Annotated in this window: 21 protein-coding genes, 1 tRNA gene and 2 pseudogenes; 12 read left to right on the top strand and 12 right to left on the bottom strand. The window is 47.8% G+C overall.

Annotation, left to right across the window (positions count from 1 at the left end):
- Window positions 1-60 precede the first annotated feature (60 nt).
- On the top strand, window positions 61-1,674 hold the full coding sequence (locus AC5JR3_RS02470) for a S8 family serine peptidase (RefSeq protein ID WP_495842713.1): 1,614 nt from the start codon (window positions 61-63) through the stop codon (window positions 1,672-1,674).
- Between the two features lie 368 nt (window positions 1,675-2,042).
- Window positions 2,043-3,332: a serpin family protein gene (locus AC5JR3_RS02475; RefSeq protein WP_495842715.1), complete on the top strand. Its 1,290-nt coding sequence runs from the start codon at window positions 2,043-2,045 to the stop codon at window positions 3,330-3,332.
- Window positions 3,333-3,388: 56 nt separating this feature from the next.
- Here the strand turns inward: AC5JR3_RS02475 and AC5JR3_RS02480 are convergent, their stop codons facing one another.
- Window positions 3,389-4,081 carry a glutathione S-transferase family protein gene (locus tag AC5JR3_RS02480; RefSeq protein ID WP_495842717.1) on the bottom strand — a complete coding sequence of 231 codons (693 nt, stop codon included), beginning with the start codon at window positions 4,079-4,081 and terminating at the stop codon, window positions 3,389-3,391.
- Between the two features lie 130 nt (window positions 4,082-4,211).
- On the opposite strand from AC5JR3_RS02480, the gene AC5JR3_RS02485 reads away from it, so the two are divergent.
- Together AC5JR3_RS02485 and AC5JR3_RS02490 are read left to right on the top strand one after the other, a co-directional pair.
- A complete protein-coding gene (locus AC5JR3_RS02485; RefSeq protein ID WP_495842719.1) occupies window positions 4,212-4,379 on the top strand; it encodes a hypothetical protein in 168 nt (55 codons plus the stop codon).
- Window positions 4,380-5,145: 766 nt separating this feature from the next.
- Entirely contained in the window at window positions 5,146-6,078 is a 933-nt protein-coding gene (locus AC5JR3_RS02490) for a hypothetical protein (protein WP_495842721.1), read from the top strand.
- Between the two features lie 206 nt (window positions 6,079-6,284).
- Here the strand turns inward: AC5JR3_RS02490 and AC5JR3_RS02495 are convergent.
- Window positions 6,285-6,356: transfer RNA gene (locus tag AC5JR3_RS02495), tRNA-Asn, on the bottom strand.
- A gap of 190 nt (window positions 6,357-6,546) precedes the next feature.
- On the opposite strand from AC5JR3_RS02495, the gene AC5JR3_RS02500 reads away from it, so the two are divergent.
- Together AC5JR3_RS02500 and rsmG are read left to right on the top strand one after the other, a co-directional pair.
- Window positions 6,547-7,041 (top strand): hypothetical protein, encoded by a 495-nt coding sequence (locus tag AC5JR3_RS02500; RefSeq protein WP_495842723.1) that lies wholly within the window; start codon window positions 6,547-6,549, stop codon window positions 7,039-7,041.
- Window positions 7,042-7,252: 211 nt separating this feature from the next.
- Entirely contained in the window at window positions 7,253-7,945 is a 693-nt protein-coding gene (gene rsmG, locus AC5JR3_RS02505; RefSeq protein ID WP_495842725.1) for a 16S rRNA (guanine(527)-N(7))-methyltransferase RsmG, read from the top strand.
- A 36-nt stretch (window positions 7,946-7,981) separates the two neighbouring features.
- On the opposite strand, the gene AC5JR3_RS02510 is transcribed toward rsmG, so the two are convergent.
- The 3 genes from AC5JR3_RS02510 to rpiA form a co-directional block, all read right to left on the bottom strand.
- Entirely contained in the window at window positions 7,982-9,163 is a 1,182-nt protein-coding gene (locus tag AC5JR3_RS02510) for an aldo/keto reductase (RefSeq protein ID WP_495842727.1), read from the bottom strand.
- A gap of 353 nt (window positions 9,164-9,516) precedes the next feature.
- Window positions 9,517-9,717, bottom strand: a complete 201-nt coding sequence (locus AC5JR3_RS02515; RefSeq protein ID WP_495842729.1) for a hypothetical protein — start codon at window positions 9,715-9,717, stop codon at window positions 9,517-9,519.
- A 162-nt stretch (window positions 9,718-9,879) separates the two neighbouring features.
- On the bottom strand, window positions 9,880-10,587 hold the full coding sequence (rpiA, locus tag AC5JR3_RS02520) for a ribose-5-phosphate isomerase RpiA (RefSeq protein ID WP_495842731.1): 708 nt from the start codon (window positions 10,585-10,587) through the stop codon (window positions 9,880-9,882).
- Window positions 10,588-10,910: 323 nt separating this feature from the next.
- Here rpiA and AC5JR3_RS02525 point away from each other — a divergent pair, with 323 nt between their 5' ends.
- Window positions 10,911-11,651, top strand: a complete 741-nt coding sequence (locus tag AC5JR3_RS02525; RefSeq protein WP_495842733.1) for a peptidylprolyl isomerase — start codon at window positions 10,911-10,913, stop codon at window positions 11,649-11,651.
- Window positions 11,652-11,707: 56 nt separating this feature from the next.
- The gene (locus tag AC5JR3_RS02530; RefSeq protein ID WP_495842735.1) at window positions 11,708-14,692 is read left to right on the top strand and encodes a peptidase domain-containing ABC transporter; all 2,985 of its coding nucleotides are present in this window, start codon (window positions 11,708-11,710) and stop codon (window positions 14,690-14,692) included.
- Window positions 14,693-14,695: 3 nt separating this feature from the next.
- Here the strand turns inward: AC5JR3_RS02530 and AC5JR3_RS02535 are convergent.
- Window positions 14,696-15,026 (bottom strand): annotated as a pseudogene (locus AC5JR3_RS02535) (phage integrase N-terminal SAM-like domain-containing protein); the annotation flags it as partial.
- 172 nt (window positions 15,027-15,198) lie between these two features.
- Between AC5JR3_RS02535 and AC5JR3_RS02540 the strand changes: the two are divergent.
- Together AC5JR3_RS02540 and AC5JR3_RS02545 are read left to right on the top strand one after the other, a co-directional pair.
- A pseudogene (locus tag AC5JR3_RS02540) lies at window positions 15,199-15,393 on the top strand (ATP-binding protein); the annotation flags it as partial.
- 272 nt (window positions 15,394-15,665) lie between these two features.
- Window positions 15,666-16,565, top strand: a complete 900-nt coding sequence (locus tag AC5JR3_RS02545; RefSeq protein ID WP_495842737.1) for an alpha/beta fold hydrolase — start codon at window positions 15,666-15,668, stop codon at window positions 16,563-16,565.
- Here the strand turns inward: AC5JR3_RS02545 and AC5JR3_RS02550 are convergent.
- From AC5JR3_RS02550 to carA, 5 genes are all read right to left on the bottom strand, one after another.
- Window positions 16,553-16,837 (bottom strand): DUF1816 domain-containing protein, encoded by a 285-nt coding sequence (locus tag AC5JR3_RS02550; RefSeq protein ID WP_495842738.1) that lies wholly within the window; start codon window positions 16,835-16,837, stop codon window positions 16,553-16,555. The two genes, AC5JR3_RS02545 and AC5JR3_RS02550, sit on opposite strands and share 13 nt — an antisense overlap.
- 74 nt (window positions 16,838-16,911) lie before the next feature.
- Window positions 16,912-18,129, bottom strand: a complete 1,218-nt coding sequence (rlmB, locus tag AC5JR3_RS02555; protein WP_495842740.1) for a 23S rRNA (guanosine(2251)-2'-O)-methyltransferase RlmB — start codon at window positions 18,127-18,129, stop codon at window positions 16,912-16,914.
- A gap of 21 nt (window positions 18,130-18,150) precedes the next feature.
- Window positions 18,151-18,555: a Mini-ribonuclease 3 gene (locus tag AC5JR3_RS02560; RefSeq protein ID WP_495842844.1), complete on the bottom strand. Its 405-nt coding sequence runs from the start codon at window positions 18,553-18,555 to the stop codon at window positions 18,151-18,153.
- A 450-nt stretch (window positions 18,556-19,005) separates the two neighbouring features.
- A complete protein-coding gene (locus AC5JR3_RS02565; protein ID WP_495842846.1) occupies window positions 19,006-19,374 on the bottom strand; it encodes an STAS domain-containing protein in 369 nt (122 codons plus the stop codon).
- Between the two features lie 296 nt (window positions 19,375-19,670).
- Complete coding sequence (gene carA / locus AC5JR3_RS02570; RefSeq protein WP_495842741.1) at window positions 19,671-20,846, bottom strand: glutamine-hydrolyzing carbamoyl-phosphate synthase small subunit; 1,176 nt, start codon at window positions 20,844-20,846, stop codon at window positions 19,671-19,673.
- Between the two features lie 290 nt (window positions 20,847-21,136).
- Between carA and AC5JR3_RS02575 the strand changes: the two genes are divergently transcribed.
- Together AC5JR3_RS02575 and AC5JR3_RS02580 are read left to right on the top strand one after the other, a co-directional pair.
- The gene (locus AC5JR3_RS02575; protein ID WP_495842743.1) at window positions 21,137-22,069 is read left to right on the top strand and encodes a retropepsin-like aspartic protease family protein; all 933 of its coding nucleotides are present in this window, start codon (window positions 21,137-21,139) and stop codon (window positions 22,067-22,069) included.
- A gap of 102 nt (window positions 22,070-22,171) precedes the next feature.
- A complete protein-coding gene (locus AC5JR3_RS02580; protein ID WP_495842745.1) occupies window positions 22,172-22,978 on the top strand; it encodes an SDR family NAD(P)-dependent oxidoreductase in 807 nt (268 codons plus the stop codon).
- Window positions 22,979-23,058: 80 nt separating this feature from the next.
- On the opposite strand, the gene AC5JR3_RS02585 is transcribed toward AC5JR3_RS02580, so the two are convergent.
- Window positions 23,059-23,826, bottom strand: a complete 768-nt coding sequence (locus AC5JR3_RS02585; RefSeq protein WP_495842747.1) for a ferritin-like domain-containing protein — start codon at window positions 23,824-23,826, stop codon at window positions 23,059-23,061.
- Window positions 23,827-24,006 lie beyond the last annotated feature (180 nt).

Raw genomic sequence — 24,006 nt, forward strand, 5'->3', positions numbered from 1 at the left:
TCCCCTAATTGTGCGATCTCCTCTCATCCTCAACTACACAACTTTTTGGGAGAAGCGGACTTGGCTCCTCAGCAAATATTAAACAAACTAGGATGGATAGTCTGGGGTTTAGGTGCCACCTGCCTTACCCTTCCCGCGCTGGCTTTAGAAAGCTCTGTGGGAGAATCGGGAGTTGATGCCCGTAGGCTGCACGCCCCTCCTTACGACTTGCTCGGTCGCAAGATTGCCATCGGTCAGGTAGAAATTGGTAGACCCGGACAATTTGGAATTGATAAGTCAGTACGCTGGAATTCTGCGATCGCTCTAGCGCGGGTATTTTTTCGCAACCAAAGCGCGAAAATCGATACAGATGTCGATTCTCATGCAGCGATGGTGGCGAGCGTGATGATTAGCGCTGATAAGATGCTGCCAGGTGTGGCTCCCGCCGCCCGCCTCTATGCCTCAGCCGCTGGTTCTCCTCTAGAAGGTGGGCAACCGGAAGAATGTCTTTCCACCCAGCATATCGCCCAGCAAAACGGGGGCGACCTGCGAGCGATTAACTTTAGCTTTGGCGAACCGCTCCAGCGCGATCCTAGACCACAGGATGAAGCGGTTCTTGATGGCAACGCGTTGTTAACACAATGTATCGATTGGTCAGCACGGGTTCATGACGTTCTGTATGCGATCGCGGGTAACCAAGGTGAGGGTGGTATTCCCATCCCGACCGATAACTTTAATGGGATGAATGTTGCCTATACGACCCAGCGAGAAGGGATATTTAGTAAAGTAGACTTTGCTAACCTGAGTGCGCTTCCCCTGGGAATTGGCAGACGCCTGATTAACCGTGAAATCAATGTTGGGCCTCGCCGCTCGGTTAGCTTAGTTGCTCCTGGGAGCCAGCTATCAGTGTACGAATTGAATGGTCAGGTTGTGAAAGTCAGTGGCACGAGTTTTGCCGCCCCTCACGTTACCGCATCAGTAGCACTGCTACAAGAATTTGGAGACCGACAACTACAAAGCTCCCAACCCAACTGGACTACAGACTCCCGCCGCTCCGAAGTCATGAAAGCCGTCTTGCTCAACTCGGCTGACAAAGTTGAAGATAGCGGCGATGGCTTGCGCCTCAGCATGAGCCGCACAATTTTTGATAAACAAGACCGCACTTGGATAGACTCTGATGCCTATAAAGACAAAAAAATTCCCCTAGATATGCAGATGGGAACCGGGCAACTAAATGTGTTTCGCGCCTATCAACAATTTAGCCCCGGACAATGGAGTCCAGAGGCGGCTGTAGCTCCCGTTGGCTGGGACTATCGAAGTGTTCAGACATCCGCCAGCCAAGAATATGTCCTAGAGCAGCCCCTGCAACAAGGTAGCTTCGTGTCTCTCACCCTCGCCTGGAACCGCCTAGTGGAGTTGGAGGATAAAAACGGCAATGATGTTTATGATGTGGGCGAGAGTTTTCGCGATCGCGGTTTAAATAACCTCGACCTCTACTTAATGCCCGTTGATAGCAGTAATACTGCCCACAGCCACAGTACCTGCACATCCGTCAGCGAAGTCGATAGCGTCGAACACATCTTCTGCCAAGTCCCCGCCACAGGACGCTACAAAATTCGCGTCCATAACCGCAAACGGGTCAACGAACCGACTCAGCCTTACGCCTTGGCTTGGTGGACAGTGCCAGCCCAGTAACACGATTAAGGGGCAGGGGAGCGGGGGAGCGGGGGAGCAGGGGAGCGGGGGTGCAGGGGTGCAGGGGAGCGGGGGTGCGGGGGTGCAGGGGAGCGGGGGTGCAGGGGTGCAGGGGAGCGGGGGAGAGAAAATTGACGACGATTAGCCATTACTCCAATCGCCTATTTCATACTTCACACTTCACACTTCACACTTCATACTTCACCCTTCATACTTCATACTTCATACTTTCTCCCCTACTCAGGACTCAGCACTCACCGACTCAGGACTTTCAAAACCAGAGTTGCCAAAACTGTAACCGTTGGAACACCACCCCACAAAGCAGGTCATCTTAAAGCAGGAAATGAATTGGTGCGGGAGGAAAGGCAATGAATCGACGTACGCTCAATCGAGCCGGGGTAGTGACAGCAGTGGGCATGATCTTACTGGGTCTGCTCGTCAGCACCAAGGTTAATCCCCTTCATGCCTTGAACTTAATGCCTGACCCCCAGACGCCAGAGGAAGCTTACTCAACCGTGCAGCAACCTGACACTGTAGTAGAATCCCAGCTTGTTGAGGCAAATACCAAATTTGGTTTCAATCTGTTCTCCGAAGTTCTTAAAGAAGATGCTGGGAAGAATGTTTTCATCTCGCCTACCAGTGTAGCGATCGCTCTTGCCATGACCTACAACGGGGCTGCTGGTGAAACCCAACAGGCAATGGCGGAAGCTCTGGAAATGCAAGGAATGAGTGTGGAAAGCCTCAATCAAGCCAATCAGGTATTAAAAGCATCCTTGCAGAATGCCGACCCCGATGTGCAGTTAGCGATCGCCAACTCCCTCTGGGCAAACCAAGGCGTTTCCTTCAAGCCCGAATTTATCCGCAGAAACCAGCAGTTTTACCAGGCAAAACTAACAGAACTCGACTTTGGGATGCCCGGTGCTGCCGATATTATTAATGATTGGGTAAAAGAAAATACTCGCAACAAAATTGAATCCATTGTTGACGAACTCACACCTGACCATGTTCTATTTTTAATCAACGCCATCTATTTCAAAGGCAACTGGACTGACGAGTTTGACAAAAGCCGCACCACCGAGCAACCCTTCTACCTAGCAGATGGCAGCCAAAAGCAACATCCCCTCATGTCCCAGACGGGTAAGTATAAATACTATGAGAATGAGGCATTTCAAGCCGTCAGCTTGCCTTATGGAGAAGAACGCCTTAGCTTGTATGTCTTTCTCCCCCGTGAAAACTCCAATTTAGAGACCTTTACTCAACAACTCAACGCGGAACAATGGGAACAATGGATGCTTCAGTTCCGCAATCGACCCGGTTCGATTGGCTTACCCCGGTTTAAATTCGAGTACGATATCACCCTCAATGATGCCCTCAAAGCATTAGGAATGGAGGCAGCGTTTGAGGCTGGGAGAGCTGATTTTTCTCAGATGATTGATACCCCGGTTAACATTGACGAGGTGAAGCACAAAACCTTTGTGGAAGTGAACGAAGAAGGAACCGAAGCCGCCGCCGTCACTTCAGTAGCCGTCGTGAGAACCTCGGCACAAATCCCCGAAGCACCCTTCGAGATGATTGTTAATCGTCCCTTCTTCTGCGCGATTCGAGACAATCAGACGGGAGCGGTTTTATTCATGGGATCGATTGTCGAGCCGAAGTAATCTCGAAGCTGAAGTAGGGACAAGTTGCATCAGTGTCAACTTCAGCTCAAATTTAGTTACTCCTCTCGCATTTCTTTTGCCGTAATCCCTGACGCTGTACCGTTGGCGTAATTCTCGTATTCTTTAATATAAAAGTCTGACGGATTAATAATTGTCTGTACCGAATCACGTTTAGACATAGCATCCCACCATCGCTTCAGGTGCTGGCATTCGTCAGGTATGCTCAAGCCTCGGTAATGCTCAAGTACAGACCAACGCTCAAACCACGGGTAGAAGGTGAGGTCAACCAAGCTCAACTCGTTACCAAACCAATAGGAACCATTGCTACTGGTTTGGCTAATACCTCGCTCCATAAATAGGAGATGTTCTTTAAATTCCTTTATCCATCGCTGCTGCTTTTCTTGGTCTTGGATCAGCAGGATTTTGTAGAACGTGGGGATAAGTTTGATATTAGCAAAATCCATCCAAATACGGGCTAAGGCGCGTTTTCCAGGGTCGCGTGGCATCAGGGGCGGCTCAGGAAATACCTCATCAAGATACTCGTTGATAATGGTGGACTCCCAAACACGGTTATCGCCATGCTTAATGACTGGCACTTTGTTATTAGGCGAAATGTTTGTAAACCAGTCTGGTTTGTTATTGAGATCAATCTCGGTCAGCGTGAAGTCCGCACCTTTTTCGAGTAGCGTTAGTCGGGTGCGATGGGCAAAGGGACAGACACTGGTGCTATAGAGTTCAACTGTAGCCATGCTGAGGCTCCTAAGATGGCGTGATTTAATGCATCTCGTTAGAGAGGGGCATCGCTCAACATTTTCTTGCCCACTACTAATGCCTTGCATCTAACTACATAGGGATTACAGAGCAATTACGGCGGGAGTTTTGCTGATTGGTGTCTATATATATGATGCGGCTGTAAGTGGTGTAACTATCGGCGCACAGCTAGACGTATCCGAACCTATTGAGGACAACACTAGAGTGTTTAACCTCACACTAGAAGCTGAAAGCAACCGAATTGATGCGGTACTAGGAAAGTCACCTGAACTATGAGTTAACGGGAGACTGCGGCGATGAGTATCGGTGCTGAGATGCAAGTAGATTTTGTATAGTCATTATTTTCTGTATCTCTTGATACCGTTTTTTCAAAAAATTCTAACAATTCCCCCGTTATATCAACTCCGCTTCCTTTAAATGTTGAAAGAATAGAGCAACGGTTAGATAAACTTCCTTAAACTCAACCTCTTATAAAGAGTTATCAGCAATAAAAGCTTTTAAAAGAGTAAAATCTGGCATCTTTTTTTAAATTTGGCTTTTAGCGTTAATTTAATCCAGATAGTTTTAATAGCATCATTTTCTCCCCCGCTAGCTTGCAAATTTCATGACAGACATTAACAATCTCATCTCCCAAGATTGCATGAGATTGTTAATAAAACTACATCTCTAGAGAGAGGTTTTTAAGAATTTAGTTAATGAATTGACGGACACGACTTAATCCGGCGTAAAAATTCTCAGGGGGCTGATTAATTACGGCTTAATACGGCGTAAAGATTTTTAGGTGCTCACTAATTACTGTTCGTTTTGATGAACATTGTGGCAGTCAATACAGTCACTACTGATGAACAATGGTGAAGTTAAAAAACTGGGACTATCTAAATGCGTATTCATAACGAGTAATGGTTTATGAGTAGAGCTAACTGCTGGAAATAAGAGCAGAGATCACAGTTTCTTTATACTTGCTTCACTAAAAATTCAATGTTTTTGGGTTGGTTTTTGATCAATCCAATGGTTTATAGAAATAGCACCTTTTATCAAAAATATGCTGAAGCTTCCAAGTCGGTCTCTTACCCAGATGCCAATCGCTGCTCTGTTGATAGCAATTCCTCTGATTGCCGACACTCAAGCCTCATTGGCTGTTCAGCTAGATTTGGTAAAAAATCCCCAACAGCAGGGTTGTTACCCAGAAATTCAAAAAAATTTTACTCAAGAGCTAATTGGCTTGTGTTCAAAGGGCGTTTCCCTTACTGATACAGGAAAATTCAAAGCCAGTTTTTCAAATTTCGGCACAGCTAACAGGAGACAAATGAAGAGTGAGTCCCCCAGTACTATTTTTTTCAATACATCAGACAGTCAATTCCTGAACGGTACTAAAAATCAGGGATGGTGGAGCACTACCATTCCCAACATGAACACAAATGACAACTATTTTGTCGGGGCTGTTGAAACAAATATTCTCCGAAACTTCTTTACCTTCGATCTTTCTCCCCTTAATCAAAATGTAGTGGGAGCGACATTAGAACTGACACGCTTTATGAGTTCAGGAGATCCAGAAGAAACCATCGGATTCTTTGACGTTTCGACTGATGCTGTCACCCTCAACAACAATACTGGAACTAGCGCTAGTATCTTTAATGACTTAGGAACTGGCAAAAGTTACGGAGAGTTTGACGTGCCTCCCAGTGGTAGCGTTACTGATGTTTTCAGCTTTATGCTCAATGCTAATGCGATCGCTGACATCAATGCAGCTCGTGGTGGCTTCTTCTCCATTGGCGGCTCTCTCTTGAGCATCAACAGATTGGGAATGTACAATGAGTTTTTCTTTGCTAGTACAAAAATGACTGGCATTCAGCGGCTGATCCTGAACACAGCTCCTCCGCAACCCGTTCCTGAAGCAATGTCTGGCTGGGAACTGCTAGCCTTTGTAGTGCTTGTGGCAAGTTCAGCACGAAAGCATCCAAAAACGATGAGGTAGAAATTGGGGACTAGCGAGAATGTAAGGTAAGCAATGTGAACCCTCACTTGAGAAACATCACCGTTGAGTCCAGTGACCAGCACTGGCTCAGTTTCTAGGTTTGCCTTGCAAAAGCACACTATTAGTAGTTATTAATTTTTTAGGCTTAGTTGATCAGTCACGAGTCTTGATATAAATTCAAAACTCATCACTCATAATTTTAAAAACTCCCCGGGTGGGATTCGAACCTACGACCAATCGGTTAACAGCCGACCGCTCTACCACTGAGCTACCGAGGAAAGTAACATTGCCTTCGCAACAGTTACTTATCTTATCTTCAAAGGATAGAATTTGACAAGTACTTTGCACAATTTTTTTATCGTGTCTAGAACTGATGAGGAGAAAAGAGAACCTCCTTTACCCTTCTGCCTGACCTTGAGGACTGAGCCTTACGGCTATGCTTATTGTGTCCCCCCAATCACACGTTCCATGCTGACGCATCATCGCAAACCTGTTTGCCTCTCCCTGATGTCTCTCGATTTGCCCGTTTTGTCTACGGTGGAAACTGCTGCCACGTTGTATCAAAAAGACCAAGAACGGTTTCACCTGCTGTTGAGCGAACCCGCTTTTTTACCAGAGTGGGAGCCAGAACCGGAGATATCGGCTGAAAACCCCACGTCAGGCTCTAGCAGCCCTCGACTCCTGTGGCTAGAGATTTCCCCTTACCGGGTAATTATGACGATGCAGGGCAACGGCAAGCTAAGCTATCGCCATCTCTGGGAGCAAGGCGTCTACGGAATTAGCCGTTATTGGTTGCAAAATGACGACCTCAAGGAACATAGCTCCCTACGCCTAAGAAATTACACACGCAGCTTAGAACTCAAAGGTCGCCCTCTCCCGGAAAGCCTGCGTCTGGAATATGAGCTGTGGTCACAAGAAGTCCAGCTCGGTCGCTATATCTTAAGTCTCAAAATTCATCATTAGTTACGGGTAAAGACGCGCCAGGTTATTAAGGCGGGTTTGGCAAATAACGTTTTCCTTTAATAAATTTTGGATAAGATCCGTTTACTCAACAATCTGCAAATCACTCGCGGATGTGTGACGGTTCGGTTGTCTGTTGCTTTTCAGGACTAGGATGGATTCTCAATCAACTCGATCAAGCTTCAACCCTCAAAATTTTCCCCAACTGCCAAAGATGGAGCAAGTGTGGGAGCAAACCTTAGGCTGGCAGCCCACAACAGTACAACAGCAGCAATTTCAGCAGCTTTATGAAAAGATTTTAGAAGGTAATCAGCGATTAAATTTGACTCGCATTACTGAACCAGAGGATTTTTGGGAAAAGCATCTTTGGGATTCTTTACGGGGGATAATTGCCCCCTCCTGTGGAATGGGAACTCCCTCATCCGAAAATAATCCTGAACTTCCACCCAATGCCTTAAAGGTGATTGATATTGGTACGGGAGCTGGGTTTCCAGGAAATGCGATCGCGATCGCATTTCCTGATTTTTCTGTCACCTTACTCGACGCCACGCGCAAAAAAATTGCCTTTCTCGACACCTTACTTGCCGAGATGGGGCTAAATAATGCTAAAACCCTGACGGGCAGAGCGGAACAAATAAATCAACATCCGCACCATCGCCAAAGCTACGATATCGCTTGTCTGAGAGCTGTCGCCCCTGCACCCGCTTGTGCTGAGTATTCTCTACCTTTGTTGAAAACTGGAGGTGTAGCAATTCTCTACCGGGGTCATTGGACAGAAGAGGAAACCGCCGCCCTTCAGGAAGTCGTTGAACCTCTAGGTGGAGTAGTTGAGTCTGTGGAAAGCTTCACCACCCCACTGAGTAACAGCGTCCGTCACTGCTTGTACCTGCGGAAAGCCTCGCCATAAACTCAGGCTGGGATGATTTAGGGAAATGGGACGCTTTCACTGCTGAGACAGGCGTTTTACGGCTTCACCCCCCAACAAGCGATCCGCGTCTTCCAGGAAAGCCGGGATTTGATCCGCGTAGCGACTTTTTCGCAAACAATGCTGCAAATCCAGTTTGCGGACATTACGCGCCTGATTTCCAGGGAACCAGTGCCCGCCACTACCTAGCAAGTTGTAGCGCATCTTGGCGTATTCGGTCATGTCGTAGGCAAGGGCGAGGTTCCTGAGCCAGAGAATTACCGGAATATTAATTCCGGCGGGCGTTTCTTCAAACTCTGGTAAACCGATGTGCCAGGTTTTGACCCAATCTTCACCGAAAGTAGCGATCGCTTCTTCCTCCAATCGCACTAAAATCGGTGGCAACAGTTCATCAACCCTATCCAGCAACTCTACCGCCTGCAAGTGTTCGTCAAAATCAGTGGGTCGCGATACCCCCAAACTAAGGGTGTGTACTTGGGAATGGGAAAGACAAAATAAGTCATTAAACACTATTGGACTCAGGGGTCTACAGAGGTCTACAAGCTTCTGTGGCGGCTTGTAAAGCATTCCTCCTTTATCCGAAGGGCTGATGATAAACACCCCCATATCATGGCGTGTCGCCGCTGCAATGGCAGGCCAGTTGAACTGATTGATGTAATACCAGTGCAGGTTAACGTAATCAAACTGGTCAGTTTCAATCGTCTTGATGATTACATCAGTCGGCCCGTGGGTTGAAAACCCTACAAACCTCACCTTTCCCTGTGCTTGTAACTGCCTTACCACATCCAGACAGCCCCCCGGACGGATGCATTCCTGTAGCAACTCCAACGTATTAATCCCATGCAGCCCCAGCAAGTCAACGTAGTCTAGCTTCAAATTTGCCAGGGACTTGTCAAACAGATGGCGAAACTCCTTTGGGTCGGACTTCGGGCTAATTTTCGTCTGAACAATCAGCTTTTCACGGGGAAAAGTCGGCAGAATCCGCCCAAGTTGCATTTCGGAGGTGCCATAGCCACGGGCAGTTTCAATGTGATTAATCCCAACTTCTAGAGAACGGTGGATGATTGCTTCCAGATTCTGCTGACTGTCCTGGGGAATTTGCTCCTCAGGAACATCCTTCCAATTGTGTTGGTATCTCATGCCACCGCAAGAGAACACAGGCATTTTTAACTCTGTACGCCCAAATCTTCGATACTGCATGATAGTCGTCTTCTCCTTCCCTAAAAGCGATCTTAAGCTTCTACGATGGCAAGTTAAACCTATTAGCTCTACTGCCTTTACAGCTAGGGAGCTAGAGAACCATGTTGTGAGATGCTAGCGCCTTATATCCCCGACTCCTCAGAAATCGGGTATCTCGCCTACGGGAATCATTGAGGACGGCTATATAAGCGATCGCTCATTCGATCAATGCAACAGTTTAGGACTTACGCACCGTAACGCTATAACAAGGGTTTGAGATTCTTCACTATCGCTCAGAATGACGCAATTTCGTTGTCAGTGCGTAAGTCCTAAGTTTCTATCAGATATTTCTACCCTAGCTGTTGGACGTTCTTCTATTGCTGTGACTTGTTATCTGCTGCTGGTTGGGTAGCCACATCACTCTCTGGAGTTTCCAAAGCTGCGATTACCTCATCCTCTTCAGCCAAAAAATCCTGGGGATCGGTTGCCGGACTCGTAGCAATATTCACCCAACCCTCAGCCGGGGTATCGGGTTCGACCGCAGGATCTTTACGGTTAGCATTATTGCTAGACATAAGTTTTTCCTCTATCAAGGTAGCTAAACACACCTCAGCTTAGACTTATCCCCGATCAGGAATACCCTATCTATGGTCTTAGAGTTAAATTATAAAAAATTTGTGTAAAACTCCACCCAGTGCCTTCCCTGCTCCCTGACAAAAAACACCAGGTGGGGCTATTTACATCTGACGCACAGTAGGCTGACCGTCTTTCACTTCACCGACCAGCACAATATCAGCAACACCGACGAACAAGCCATTTTCCAGAACGCCGGGAATGTTGTTCAGTGTTTTTTCCAACTCGGCTGGGTTGTCAATGAAGTCAAATTTCACATCAATCACTAAGTTACCTTGATCGGTAACGACAGGGCCGGCTTTTTTGACCCCCATGCGGAGTTCGGGTTTGCCGCCGAGTTTTTCAATGGCTCGCATTACAGGGGCAAGTGCCATCGGAATCACTTCCACAGGCAACAGGAACGATGAACCCAGCTTATCTACCAATTTGCCGCTATCTACCACGACAACAAATTGGTTTGCCAGGGAATCAACAACTTTCTCGCGAGTGTGGGCAGCACCGCCACCTTTAATCAAGTTCTTTTGCGGATCGACTTCATCTGCTCCGTCGATAGCAATATCAATATGCTCAACCGCATCTAGGGTTGTTAGGGGAATTCCGTATTTTTTCGCCAAGACTTCGGCTTGAAAGGAGGTGGGAATACCGACAATGTCTTTAATTTCGCCAGATTTGAGGCGATCGCCAATGTACTCTATCGCATAAGCTGTGGTTGAACCCGTACCCAGCCCGACAATCGTACCTGACTTCACTAGTGCGGCGGCTGCCTTGCCCACTTCCTGTTTCATCACTGTAACGGGGTCTGTTGCTGTCATAACCAAAACCTATAAAAGTACCCTAGGATTAATCGCCAAAGAGGGCTGAAGCAGAAGCCTGCTCCAACGCTGCAAAAGTTAGTCTACTATCCAGGCGTGACTTTCGCCTAGTTTCATAGCCCCGCCCACTACTTTGCACTTTTAGGGCAAGAAGTGGAATTGTTAGAAAAATGCGTGATTCAACGATTCATAGAACTTTACTTAAACTCATTGATAGTCCTCAAAACTAGCAAGACAAAGGCTTTCAGCCTAGGTTGCGTCTGGCAAGATATCGCGATCTGCCTAAGAGTTTGATAGGATCATCAGTCAAAAATGTATCTAGCATGGCTGTTGTTTTGCAAGTAGGCGATCGCGCAATTACGACTGAAGAAATTGTTCCCTTGTTGCGGCACTATCAATTACTACCGCAATTGTTGCAAGAGATGATTATTGATGGGGCGATCGCTGCAATTACCTGCACCCCAGAAGAACTATCCCGTGCTTGCCAGGAATTTTACACCCAACAACAACTCCCTACTGACGAAGCCCGCCAAGCTTGGCAAAAACAGCAGGGGCTGACTCAATTGCAGGTAGAGGCATTAGCCACTAGAAAACTAAGAATTGAAAAGTTCAAACAAGCTACCTGGGGTCACAAGCTAGAATCTTACTTCCTCAACCGCAAAGGGCAACTAGATCGTGTTATTTACTCCTTAATCCGCACCAGTGATGAAGGTATTGTCCAAGAACTCTACTTTCGCCTGCAAGCTGGGGAACAGTCTTTTAGTGAACTTGCCCAAAAATATTCCCAAGGCGCAGAAGCCCAAACGGGGGGATTGATTGGCCCTGTGGAGTTGAGTAGTCCCCATCCCAAACTCGTACAAATGCTTAGTGCCAGTCAGCCTGGGCAACTTTGGCCCCCAGTGCGAATTGATAAATGGCTAGCGGTCGTGCGTTTAGAAAAATTTATCCCCGCCCAGCTTGATGAAGCCTGTAAAGCACGGCTATTACACGAGCTATTTACCACTTGGTTAAAAGAACAAGTCAGCCAGCAACTCCTAGCAATCAATAGCGAATCTGTTGGCTAATGCAGAATGCTTGTTGATTTCACTGATAAATCAGGGAAGGGCTAATTACTGAATTTATGACCTACACCAAAACCAACATTCAAAGCTTTCTGGCGACTGTTTATCCCTTCGATCGCTTACCTCCTGAACGATTGACCCAATTGGCGCAGAAGTTTCAGCTTTTACGTTACCGCATGGGGCAAGGGATTGTGATGCGGGAGCAACTGGTTACCCAGGTGGCGATCATTTACGAAGGGCAAGGTCGTCTTTTGGGGCATGACCCCCGCACGCAAGTCCCTGTTACTTTAAAACTGTTGCAACCGGGAGAGATGGTGGGTTGGGTAGGTTTGGTGCGGGGATTTCCTTGCGAAACGGCGATCGCTTCTATAGAAACGATCTGTCTGACCCTTCCGGCTGCGGATTTTTTGACACTGTTAGAGGAAGAACCATCCTGGACAAAAGAAATCCGCGATCGCTGTTCTGTTGTGGAAGCCTTTGAACTTTTAGGCGCACAACTGCAACGACAGGCAAATGCTACTCAAGATTTGAAGCAATTAGCGTTGCAGGCGCAACCCAATGCGGTAGTGCGCTATCTTTCCACTGGCAAAAATCGCCTCCAAGAACTAGATAGCGATCGCCTATGGCTAGTCAGTGGAGGTGGAATCCTGCTCAATCACCCCAAGGGCAGTCGTTTAGAGGAGGTAAATTCTCCTGTTGTTGAAGTTATCGATCAAACTCCCGCCAGGATTGTTGGCTTCCTACTATCTGATCTGGGACTACTTCATCAAGATTCATTAGCACTAAGGGCAGGGCAAGATGCTTTCCCATCCCCGGATAACGATTCGATAGACGATATTCCCTACGCCCCAGAACCCTCCCTCCCCTACAGACAGCAAAGCAACAACAAACATCAGAAATACCCCCACGTTCGCGGACGAGGCACCCTCAATGCCACCCTCGCCTGCTTTCAAATGCTCAGCCAACACCTGAATTTGCCCTTCCGTAAGGAAGTAATTCGGCGCATTATCAGCAATCAGTTGGAACGTAGTGGTAGCCCATCCCTACAACTTTGTGGTGGGGTCGCGGAGTTGATGGGGTTAAATGCTCAACTCGTCACCGTCCCGGCTGCGGTGATCACACGCCTCCCTACACCCGCAATGATTCGCTGGCGGGATAGTTTTGCCATTGTCTACGAAAGTAGCGATCGCGAATTAGTATTGGGTAGCCCTGAAACCGGAATTTCTCGCCGGAAACCTGCTGATTTCATCGAAGCTTGGGGCGATAGCGGGGAGGTATTGCTCCTCAAACCGACGAAAGAAACGCCCAAGCAAAAATTTAGCTTGCGCTGGTTTATTCCTTCCCTAATTCGCTACCGCAAAGTTCTGTTGGAAGTTTTCATTGCTTCCTTTTTTGTCCAGCTTTTTGGACTCGCCAACCCGTTAATGATTCAAGTAATTATCGACACGGTGTTGACGCAAAACAGCTTAGACACGCTGCATGTTCTAGGTATTTTCCTGGTAGTTGTAGCAATCTTTGAAGCGCTTTTAACGAGTCTGCGAACTTATTTATTTGTTGATACCACCAATCGCATTGACCTAGCTCTGGGTTCGGAAATCATCGACCATTTGCTGCGTTTACCGCTGCGCTATTTTGAACGTCGCCCGGTTGGGGAACTAGCAACGCGGATTAATGAACTGGAAAACATCCGCTCGTTTTTAACAGGTACGGCGTTAACGGTGGTGTTAGATGCCATTTTTTCGGTGATCTACATCGTTGTCATGCTGATTTATAGCTGGCAACTGACGTTGGTAGCATTAGCAACCGTTCCTGCTTTTGCGCTGTTAACTATTATTGTGTCTCCGATTGTGCGGCGACAGTTGCGTGTTAAGGCGGAACGCAATGCCCAAACGCAATCCTATTTAGTGGAAGTGCTTTCCGGTATCCAAACCGTGAAGGCACAAAATATTGAATTGCGATCGCGCTGGTACTGGCAAGAACGTTATTCTCGCTATGTCACGGCAGGTTTTCAAACGGTTTTAACCAACACCACGGCAAGTTCTACCAGTAGTTTCCTCAACAAACTCTCTGGTTTGCTGGTGTTGTGGGTGGGCGCATATCTGGTACTCCAAGGCGAGTTGAGTTTAGGACAATTAATCGCCTTCCGGATCATTGCCAGCTACGTCACCAGTCCCTTACTGCGCTTGGTACAGTTGTGGCAAAACTTCCAGGAAACTGCCCTATCTCTAGAACGCTTGAGCGATATCGTTGATAGTCCTCAGGAAGCTACAGAGGAAGACCGCAAAAATATCCCCATGCCCGTCATCCAAGGGGCTGTACGATACGACAATGTCTGCTTTCAGTACAATCCCAATACTGCGCCTCAGTTAGACCGCATCAATCTAGACTTTCCCGCCGGGATATTTATCGGTGTTGTTGGTTTGAGTGGTTCTGGTAAAAGTACCTTAACTAAACTCATCCCCCGACTGTACGAAGCCAATACAGGGCGAATCTTAATTGATGACTACGACATCAGCAAGGTGGAACTGTATTCCCTGCGGCAGCAAATTGGGGTGGTTCCCCAAGATACGCTGTTATTTGACGGCAGCGTTCAAGATAACATTGCCCTGACTCAACCGGATGCGACTTCAGAGGAAATCATTGAGGCGGCCAAGGTTGCCGTGGCGCATGACTTTATTATGAGTTTGCCTAGTGGCTACAATACTCGCGTTGGGGAGAGGGGTTCAGCGCTCTCCGGGGGACAACGGCAACGAATCGCGATCGCCCGCACAATTTTGCAAAATCCCCGTCTGCTGGTCTTGGACGAAGCGACCAGTGCCTTGGACTACGATACAGAACGGCAAGTCTGTTTAAATCTTGCTGAACATTTCCGGGGACGTACCGTCTTTTTTATTACCCACCGACTCGGTACAATTCGTCACGCCGATGCGATCGTCGTTATGGATCGTGGCAGCGTGGTTGAGCAAGGCACCCATGAGGAATTAATGGAATTACGCGGTCGTTACTATTGCCTCTACATCCAACAGGAAGCACAGGTGAGTTAGGCGATCGCGTGTGGTCAACACTGTTGGCACATACTGAGGTCGTTTTGCTCGAACAGCATCAATACATTTCCAGATTGAGCACTTCCCGATAGAGAAACAGCAAGGCACTGAGGGCTTGATTTTGGGTTGAAGCGGAGACCTGTCCCTCAACCGCTAGATGGGTGAGAAATGCTTCGATTTCAGATTTGCCCATATCCCTGGGATGGCGCTTATTGTGAAACAGGATGTAGCGACGAATCTATTGCACGTAGGTTTCTTCAGTGCGGTAGGCGTAGTGCTTGAGACGAATAACATCCCGCACCTGATCCAGCAATTTTTTAGGAGGTGGCTGCATAGCGATAAGTAGATGTGGAGATCACCTGATCGGGTGCCAAAATGCCTCCGACTGTAATGACTTCCAATTTTTCTGTTTCTTGAGGATGCTGAGTCTTGACTTTGGCGAGCGCTTCTTCAATTCCAGTTTCCTGAACGATGTAAATCTGTGTTTCACCTCGCAGCACCCATATCTAAATCTTGCTGAACATTTCCGGGGACGTACCGTCTTTTTTATTACCCACCGACTCGGTACAATTCGTCACGCCGATGCGATCGTCGTTATGGATCGTGGCAGCGTGGTTGAGCAAGGCACCCATGAGGAATTAATGGAATTACGCGGTCGTTACTATTGCCTCTACATCCAACAGGAAGCACAGGTGAGTTGAGCCGCAGCTTGATACCTTCCTCTCTTTGACGCACCAAGGCAATCGTTTTTGCAAAAGAACTAATCCTCAGCACAGAGTCAACCGGGGCGCTTTAACGAGGATGTACAAAAGAATAGATAACTGTGTAGCTCCTATCCCATGCACAAAATAAATAAAACCCCCCTTACACCCGCGTCAGTTCCACAAAAAAAGCAGCCGACACAACGGCTGCTTCTACGTCAGGATAGGATCGTCTAGAAGCCCTCTCCATCCTGTCTTGACTGTACTGAATAATGTCAGAAATACGAGCAACGCCTAACCTTCCCCAAGCCATTAATCTCAACGTACACGTTCGGGGAAAAGGTTTCCCGATTCTCTGCTTGCACGGACATCCGGGTTCTGGGCAAAGCTTATCGGTTTTTACCAGCCATTTATCAAAGCGCTTTCAAACCTTCGCGCCGGACTTACGGGGATACGGTAGCAGTCGAGTAACGGCTGAGTTTCAAATGATTGACCACCTAAGCGATCTCGAAGCCCTCTTAGATCGCTTTGGGATCGAGAAGTGTCTGGTGCTGGGATGGTCGCTGGGGGGAATTTTGGCGATGGAATTAGCCCTGAGATGTCCTGAAAGGGTCACGGGTCTGATTTTAGTGGCAACAGCGGCGCGACCAAGAGGTAGCCATCCCCCGATTAGTCTACAAGACAACATTTATACTGGCATTGCCTCGATTTTGAATCGAGTGCAGCCGGGATGGGGGTGGAATATTGAGGCATTTGGGAAGCGATCGCTCTACCGTTACCTCATCCAACAACACACCGCTACTGCTTACCAGTACCTTGCTGATGATGCCCTGTCTGCTTATTTACAAACCTCCAAGGCGGCTACACAAGCGCTTTCGGTTGCCTTACGCTCAGGATATAACCGCTTAGAAGACTTAGAGCGAATTGAGTGCCCGACGCTGATGTTAGCGGGAGCCGCCGATCGCCATATCACAGCGGATTCTAGTCGAGAAACGGCTCAACACCTCAAGAACTGTGACTGGAAGTGCTACCCCAATACGGCGCACTTATTTCCTTGGGAAATTCCCGATCAGGTACTCAGCGACATTGACCAGTGGCTTACCCTCAACCCAGAGGTTGTGGCGTCAGCACAGAACTCGTCTATAGAACCTCCCAGTACTTATGAAGGTTGACCGCTGAGAGTGGGAGTTGTCTCACGGTCAGACCGCTCCCCCGATTCGTCAAAAATCGTTAGCTTCGTAGGTTTGCAGCGCTTAACCGCAACGGACATTCCTTGGGCACCTTCATTTTGCAAGTCTTCGATGTACCCAGTCTGAGCCGTACGAGCCTCTTGTTCGCTGACAAAAGGCCCAAAGTAGTAGGTACACCGAGGGGTTTCAGTAACAATCTCCACCCAATAAGCCCGTCCGAAGAAGGAGAGAATCTGGATTAACAACTCTTTCATTACTTTTTGCCTGCTTTTACGAATCTCACTGAGTCTTCTAGTTCTGGGTTTAGTTTATACTTTGTTATACTCCGTCATATTTCTTTTTTCAACGTATCTTTAGGCAGACTCCCTAAGTAGAGAGTTGTAGACCAACGCTGACGAAACGTTTCATACAAAGCCATTGAGGTGGCAACTGACGCATTCAAGCTGGGCGTTTTTCCCTGAAGCGGGATAGAAACGAGAACGTCGCAGTGGCGCTGAGTCAGCAGACTCAATCCATCACCTTCGGAACCAACCACTAATACTATCGGGCCTGACAACTTAACAGTATGTAGGAGCTTACCGGAATTAGCCGTTGTGCCATAAATCCAGAATCCTGCTTCTTTGAGTTCCTCTAAAGCACGGCTCAGATTGACCACTCTGGCAATGGGAAAGGTTTCTAGGGCCCCGGCGGCAACTTTCATCACGGTTGAGGTGACACCAACGGCGCGACGTTGAGGGATAACCAAACCCTGAGCGCCCAAGGCTTCAGCGGTACGAACGATCGCCCCTAAGTTGTGGGGATCGGTGATGCCATCAGCGACGACTAAGACAGGTTGCTCGGTAGCGGCTTTGGATTGAGCAATCAACTCAGTCAATTCTTTGTAGTCATAGGGGGCGACTTGTGCCGCGACACCCTGATGATTGGCTCCTTGGGTAATTTGGTTGAGGCGTTTTGGTGACACTTCATCAATTACGGTGCCGTTACTCTTCGCCTGAAGGAGCAATGAATAAAAACGGGAATCGTGGCGCAAGTGGGGAAGAATCCACAAGCGATTGAGCTGACGCTGATTTTCTAGAGCAGCTAAGACAGGATAACGCCCATAGATCAGGTCAGTTTCTTCCGCCTCATTGGGAGAGTCCTCATCTAACGGGTGATCGCTTGTCGAATATTGACGCGCCGCTCTTGCTGGGCGTTCGTCTTGTTCATGTCGGTTGAAGTCACGTTCTCCCCGCTTAAAAGATGGCTTCCCATGATGTAACTTCACGGGGCGTTGCTTGGGGCGATCGGATTTCTCGCCTGAGGAGAAGCGTTGTTTAGGCTTTTCTTTTGAGGAGAAGCGGCGATCGGATCTCTCACCTGAGGAGAAGCGCGGTTTTGGACTTTCTTTACTATCGGAATAGCGACGCTTGGGAGCAGCATCTCTAGGCGATCGCTCTGGTTGTTCGTCACGAGAGTAACGTCGTTTTGAATCGTTGCCATTACGAAAGGGCTTGCCGCTTCTGAGCTTTCTGGGAGCTGGAGAGCGACGGTTTTGATCGTCAGTCATAGGTTTAAAGGGAATAATTACTTAAATGGTTTCAAGTTTTAGATGTGTCAGCAATTGAGCCAAGCGTTGGGGATCAGTAAGGTATAAATACCCAAACAAGGTTTCTAAACTAGTCGCTTGTTGATAGATTTCTGGATCGAGGCGGCGGGGGCGTCCTGTTGCGGCATTGCGTCCCCGCCGCAAAATTTCCAGTTCAGGAGCGGTGAGATGGGGAGTTAGCGATCGCAACTGGGCGGCTTGACTTTCAGCGCGAACCTGCGCCACTACTTGATGATGATAATCAGAAACTCGTCGAGGGGGTAGTAAATAGTAACTACGGATGTAAAGTTCGTAAACAGCGTCCCCTAAATACGCCAGAGACGCGGGTGAGAGTTGTTGAACGTGCTTTAACTCATTCTGAGCAGGTTTGGCAGCAAATTCTGTAATCCGCCCTACTATCCATGATTGCGGATGGTCTATTTCTAAGAAATTTGAAGGCTGCTCCTCCTGTGATGTCAAAACTTCGCCCGACCTCAACGTTTAGATTCTAGCGCTAGGACTTCCAAAAAATAAATTATCTCAATACCTACATGGGTAAGGGCAGGTTTTCTAAGGAAGTTAATGGCTTGTGCCTCTAATTTATTCGCTAAACCCGCCCCTACAAGGATATTTTTTTACTTAGCAATCCCCGCTGACTGATTTAAAAAAAGGACGAGGGAAACAGTGAATCAGCAAAGCGGCAACTAGTCAATAGCCAGTAACCCTTTTTCCATTCATCCTTCACCCTTCACCCTTCATACTTCACCCTTCACCCTTCCTCTTCCCTGTTTTTCAACACTCAAAAAATAGGCTATCCGGCTATAAGGAACCGGATAGCTCAGTTGATACTCAGCGTTATCAACTGCTCTTGATGCTCTCCAAGGCAACGTCAATGGAAGGTTGCAAGGAGAGAAATTGCTCCAAGCGAACCAGCTTGACTGTCTGAGTGACGCGGGGATTTGTGACAATTTGCAAGCTCCCGTCTGAAGTTTGCGCCTTTTTCACTAGCTGTACTAAAGCACCCAAACCGGAGCTATCGACAAAGTCGATTTTAGAGAGATCCAAGATAATGTTGGCGGGTCCCTCTTCAATACATTTACCGATCACCTTGCGGAATGTGGCTTCTGAAAAAGCATCCAACAGTCCTGTGAGTCGGAAAAGCTGGCAATTTTCCCTAACTTCGCGAGTTCCTCTTAAACTAACGGTCAGGGTTAGTGCTTCAGGAATAACGTCCTCCTAGCTCTAGCTTACAAATATCAGAGCTATAGTATATCGATAATTTCTCGTTCAATTTAAAGTAATCAGCAGTTTTTTTCAAGGTTTTTTGCCAGACGGCTGAGAACTCTCTATATTGGTAATCTCAAGCATAGAGCCTCGCCGCCTGGTACTAGAGTTGAGAAAAGTTTTCAGTAGATAAAAGTAAGAGATTGAGTTACTTATTCATTCGTACTGGTGTTGAGCGATCGCTTTTGAATAACAGGCAGTTAGAAATCTTAATTTTTCTTGCCGCTTCACCAATCCCCTTACTTCACACTTTCCGATTGAGTGTTGGCTTGACGATGCGATCGCATCGACTGTACAAACTGCTCAAATAGATAGTCTGCATCGTGGGGACCAGGACTTGCCTCTGGGTGGTACTGCACCGAGAAGAACGGCAAAGTTTTGTGACGCAACCCGGCAACAGTTTGGTCATTGAGATTGAGATGGGTGATTTCCACCACCTCTTTATCTAACGTTTCGGGATCAATGGAAAAGCCGTGGTTTTGACTAGTAATTTCCACCCGCTGACTCAATCCAGCTGGCTGATTTAAACCCCGATGCCCAAACTTGAGCTTATAGGTTTCGCCGCCTAGTGAAAGCCCCAGAATTTGATGTCCCATGCAAATTCCGAATATGGGTTGCTGACGCTCCAAAAGTGCTTTTGTTGTGGCAATTCCGTCGCTAACAGCAGCGGGATCGCCAGGCCCATTAGACAAGAAAATGCCATCGGGATTGTACTTAAGGATTTCCTCCGGTGAGGTATCAGCGGGAACAACGATCGCTCGACAACCATAGCTGGCTAGACGGCGGAGGATATTGCGCTTGATGCCAAAGTCAATCACAACCACGGTAAAGGTTTCGCCGTTGTTGGCATCGGCAACGGGGCCGAACTCCCAAATCTCTTGTGTTGGGTCAGACCATTCATAGACTGACTTAGTTGTGACCTCTTGAACCAGGTTCAATCCTGCCATACTGGGAGAGGCTTGTACCTTTTTTAACAACTCCGCTTCATCCAGAATTTCTGTAGAAATCCCGCCATTCATTGCCCCAATTGAGCGCAGCTTCCGGGTAAGAGCACGGGTATCAATGCCGTAAATTCCAGGAATATTGTGGGCTTTGAGGTAGTCAGGGAGAGACTGAGTGGCTCGCCAACTGCTCGGACGCCAGCAGATATTGCGGGCAATCATTCCCCGAATTTGGGGATGAGTCGATTCGTCATCATCAGGATTGACACCCGTATTGCCCAATTCGGGATACGTAAACGTGACAAGCTGACCACAGTAACTAGGATCTGTCGCCACTTCCTGATAGCCAGTCATTGCCGTGTTGAACACGACCTCGCCAATAGCAGTGCCAGCCGCTCCGAAAGACCAGCCTTTATAAGTTGTTCCGTCGGCAAGCACAAGCAGAGCAGCATTTAATGATGCGGGATCAGGCATAGTCAGTCGTTCGTTATGATGTTGTTGATGATTTGAGTCGCTAGAAAAGTTGTTCAAGGCAAAAGATGCAGAGGGCGAAAACGAGTCGTTAAATGCCTTGCGGTCTACTACAGCCTATTACTTCCCGTCTAGTGTATTGTAATTTTCTCACGACTCAACTCAAGCTGAAGTGACTTTCATAACATATCTGTATCCGGAAATGTTGATTTAGGATTGCTACGATCAATCTCTTGCTCTAGCTCGCTTTTTTTAAAACCAGTTGACCAAAACAGCAACTACCGTAGCCGCTTGTGAAGCCTTTTTTCTCCCGTGCCACAATTTTGTTACTCTCAGGCAACTTGGCTGTAATGAATGTTGCCTGTAGCCGCATCGATTCATTCTGGCGTTCTCTACAATCGCCGCCGCCCACCGCTACTGCTCCTCAAGAGACTGAAGTAGTGCCGCCTCCGTCTCAACCAGAACCGATTTCTGCCCCAGAGAATGCCCCCACACTTCCACCGGAGGAGGCGTATCAGCAGGCATTGGATGCAGGTTTCAGCGCCGCCAGCATCGCTCAATCTGCTCAGTCTGGCGATGATTGGGGTTTAGTCATACTACGCTGGCAGCAGGCAATTGAGCTGTTGCAGGAAATACCAGAAAAGAGCACATTGAGTACGTCTGCCCAAGCCAAAATTGCTGAATACCAGCGCAATTTACGCATTGCTCAAGACCGCTCAAACCGCCCCTTGCCAGCTCCGGTACCAAAAACATCTGTGGCGATCGCTCCTGGCACTGTCTTGATCCCCACTAGCCCCTCTCCCGAAGCAACGAACGAAACCCCAGAAACAACAGCGTTACAAACTGCAACCAATCCTAGCGTCTTCACTGCCCCCATCAAACGTCGCGCGGGTCGCACTCCAGTCGTTGATGTCATGTTTAATGGGGAGCAATCCTTTGAGATGGTGTTAGATACTGGAGCGAGTGGCACCGTCATCACTCAAAAAATGGCAAATCAACTCGGTATCGTCACTGACGGCGAAATCACTGCCGATACAGCCAGCAACAAGGGAGTCAAATTTCGGGTTGGTAGAGTCAAGTCAGTGGCAATTAATGGTGCCGTTGCCAAGGATGTTCGTGTGGCAATTAGTGGTCCTGAGCTAGATGTGGGACTACTAGGACAAGATTTCTTTGGTAACTACGATATTTTGATTAAGCAAGATGTTGTGGAGTTTCGATCACGTTAGGTGTTTGCCTAAACAAAGAATTAGTCCCCAAGCCAGAAGATTTTTTAGCCCAAATCTCAGACACTAAAGCTAAGGAAATGTAAACTTACCGTCCTAAAACCCATGGCTTCCACTGTACTGATTACTGGTGCTTCCCAAGGTATCGGGAAAGCGACGGCACTGTTATTTGCCAAAAACGGTTATGATGTCGTTCTCGCTGCCAGAAACCCTGAAACTCTCGACGCGACAGCACAGGAAGTACGGGCTTTTGGTCAAGCCGTGTTAGCTGTCCCCACCGATGTCAGCAAGCTAGAAGCCGTACAAGCATTAGTTGAAAGGACGCTTGCTGCCTTTGGTCATATTGATGTCCTAGTTAATAATGCTGGCATCTGTATGCAAGGGCCTTTTGAGGAAACATCTATAGAAGATTGGCAACAAATTATTGAAGTTAACCTCTGGGCGTATATCTACACCATCAAGACGCTACTACCTCAGTTTTTGGCACAAGGGAAGGGCACTATCATTAACGTTGGGTCATTTGGCGGCAAAATGCCTCTGCCTTACATGACACCCTACTGCACCACTAAGTATGCCGTTACTGGACTAACTGAAAGCCTGCGTTTGGAACTAGAACCCAAAGGTATTCAAGTTTGTGGCGTGCATCCCGGTCTTACAAAGAGTAACTTTTTAGAGCGAACCAAGTTTATTGGTAAAGATGACCGGGAAGTGCAAGAACGACACAACCAGATGGTGCAAATACAAGAAAACGCGATCGCTAGCTCACCCGAAGATGTTGCTCAAGCGATCTGGAATATGGTAAAGCACCCCCAAGCGGAAGTGGTAGTTGGTGCTGCTGCCGTACCAACTCTTGCTCATCGCCTTGTCCCTAATGTTACCCAGTGGATGCTCCAACGCAGCGTCAAAGCCTAATTGCCATAGTTCTAATTACAGGTTTTAGAGACGTGACATCCTACGTCTCTAAAGGTTCTAAATTTTCGGCGTTAACTGCCTTAAGCTGCTGTTAACTGCGGTTCCTCTGCAACGCCCTCGGACATTTCTGCCGGAACGCCATCCTGTACCAGAGAAGGAGTCTGTCCGCTTTTCTGGATGAGGTTCGTCATCATTGCCAGCATTGCATTCACCTTGCGAGTACGCCACTGATCAATTAACGTTTGTACCGCATCAGCAGATAAGCGGCGTTCCATCGCTTCTCGCAGGTACGCAGCATGTCCAGTCTCATCTTGGGCGATGCTGAACATGCCTTTTTTGAGGTTGCGGCTGGTTGGTTCGTCTTCTGGCAAGACATTCGCCATCCGTGCAAAGTCTTTGCTAGCATCTAGTTCCAGAATATAGGTGCTCCCCATGAAGACAAGCCAATCGATATTTTCTGGCTTGAAGTCTTCTTGGGAATAGCCTTCAAAATAAGCTTCAAAGAAGGGGCTACGTCGGCGCTCGTTGGGTTTGCCGTCTTTATTGGTTTTGGGCAAGTTTTTGAAATCAATTACTTGCTTGTTAATCTGTTTGAGGGCATGACCAAAGATTTGACCATGACGCTCTTCATCGGCAGCATGACGAGCCAGTTTTTCTGCTAGCCAGACATCTCCTTCCGCTGCGGCGCGATCGCTAAGGGCGCTTAGGAAGGGAACGGAACCGGACTCTGCTAACTGGAAACCCGCTAGGACATTTGGGCGGGTTTTGGGATCGCGGATGCTACTAGCAGTGTAGTAAGCAACGGCACTCGCTCCGACCAGATGTAGAAGGTGAGTAAAAAAGTTCATAAAAAAAGTGGATATGCCTGTAGAGAGCCAATCTACTAAGATCTTAGCGCGGCTTTTTTGTACAGTTGCTGAGTCTTAAGAGCAATGGGTGTTACTGGCGAATGTTTGGCAGCTTGAGCGGAATGCTTCTGGTGAATCAGTTTTTTTGTGGTTTTTAAAGGCTCAGTTCCCTTAGATTCA

It is taken from the genome of Kastovskya adunca (genome assembly GCF_059505785.1).

Excerpts from the sequence above, each read along its gene's own strand:
- AC5JR3_RS02550 (WP_495842738.1), bottom strand. The coding sequence starts at position 16,837 with ATGAAAGAGTTGTTAATCCAGATTCTCTCCTTCTTCGGACGGGCTTAT.
- rpiA (WP_495842731.1), bottom strand. The coding sequence starts at position 10,587 with ATGACAGCAACAGACCCCGTTACAGTGATGAAACAGGAAGTGGGCAAG.
- AC5JR3_RS02545 (WP_495842737.1), top strand. The coding sequence starts at position 15,666 with ATGTCAGAAATACGAGCAACGCCTAACCTTCCCCAAGCCATTAATCTC.
- carA (WP_495842741.1), bottom strand. The coding sequence starts at position 20,846 with ATGCCTGATCCCGCATCATTAAATGCTGCTCTGCTTGTGCTTGCCGAC.
- AC5JR3_RS02530 (WP_495842735.1), top strand. The coding sequence starts at position 11,708 with ATGACCTACACCAAAACCAACATTCAAAGCTTTCTGGCGACTGTTTAT.
- AC5JR3_RS02490 (WP_495842721.1), top strand. The coding sequence starts at position 5,146 with ATGCTGAAGCTTCCAAGTCGGTCTCTTACCCAGATGCCAATCGCTGCT.
- AC5JR3_RS02510 (WP_495842727.1), bottom strand. The coding sequence starts at position 9,163 with ATGCAGTATCGAAGATTTGGGCGTACAGAGTTAAAAATGCCTGTGTTC.
- rlmB (WP_495842740.1), bottom strand. The coding sequence starts at position 18,129 with ATGACTGACGATCAAAACCGTCGCTCTCCAGCTCCCAGAAAGCTCAGA.
- AC5JR3_RS02480 (WP_495842717.1), bottom strand. The coding sequence starts at position 4,081 with ATGGCTACAGTTGAACTCTATAGCACCAGTGTCTGTCCCTTTGCCCAT.
- AC5JR3_RS02580 (WP_495842745.1), top strand. The coding sequence starts at position 22,172 with ATGGCTTCCACTGTACTGATTACTGGTGCTTCCCAAGGTATCGGGAAA.
- AC5JR3_RS02525 (WP_495842733.1), top strand. The coding sequence starts at position 10,911 with ATGGCTGTTGTTTTGCAAGTAGGCGATCGCGCAATTACGACTGAAGAA.
- rsmG (WP_495842725.1), top strand. The coding sequence starts at position 7,253 with ATGGAGCAAGTGTGGGAGCAAACCTTAGGCTGGCAGCCCACAACAGTA.
- AC5JR3_RS02500 (WP_495842723.1), top strand. The coding sequence starts at position 6,547 with ATGCTGACGCATCATCGCAAACCTGTTTGCCTCTCCCTGATGTCTCTC.
- AC5JR3_RS02475 (WP_495842715.1), top strand. The coding sequence starts at position 2,043 with ATGAATCGACGTACGCTCAATCGAGCCGGGGTAGTGACAGCAGTGGGC.
- AC5JR3_RS02515 (WP_495842729.1), bottom strand. The coding sequence starts at position 9,717 with ATGTCTAGCAATAATGCTAACCGTAAAGATCCTGCGGTCGAACCCGAT.
- AC5JR3_RS02585 (WP_495842747.1), bottom strand. The coding sequence starts at position 23,826 with ATGAACTTTTTTACTCACCTTCTACATCTGGTCGGAGCGAGTGCCGTT.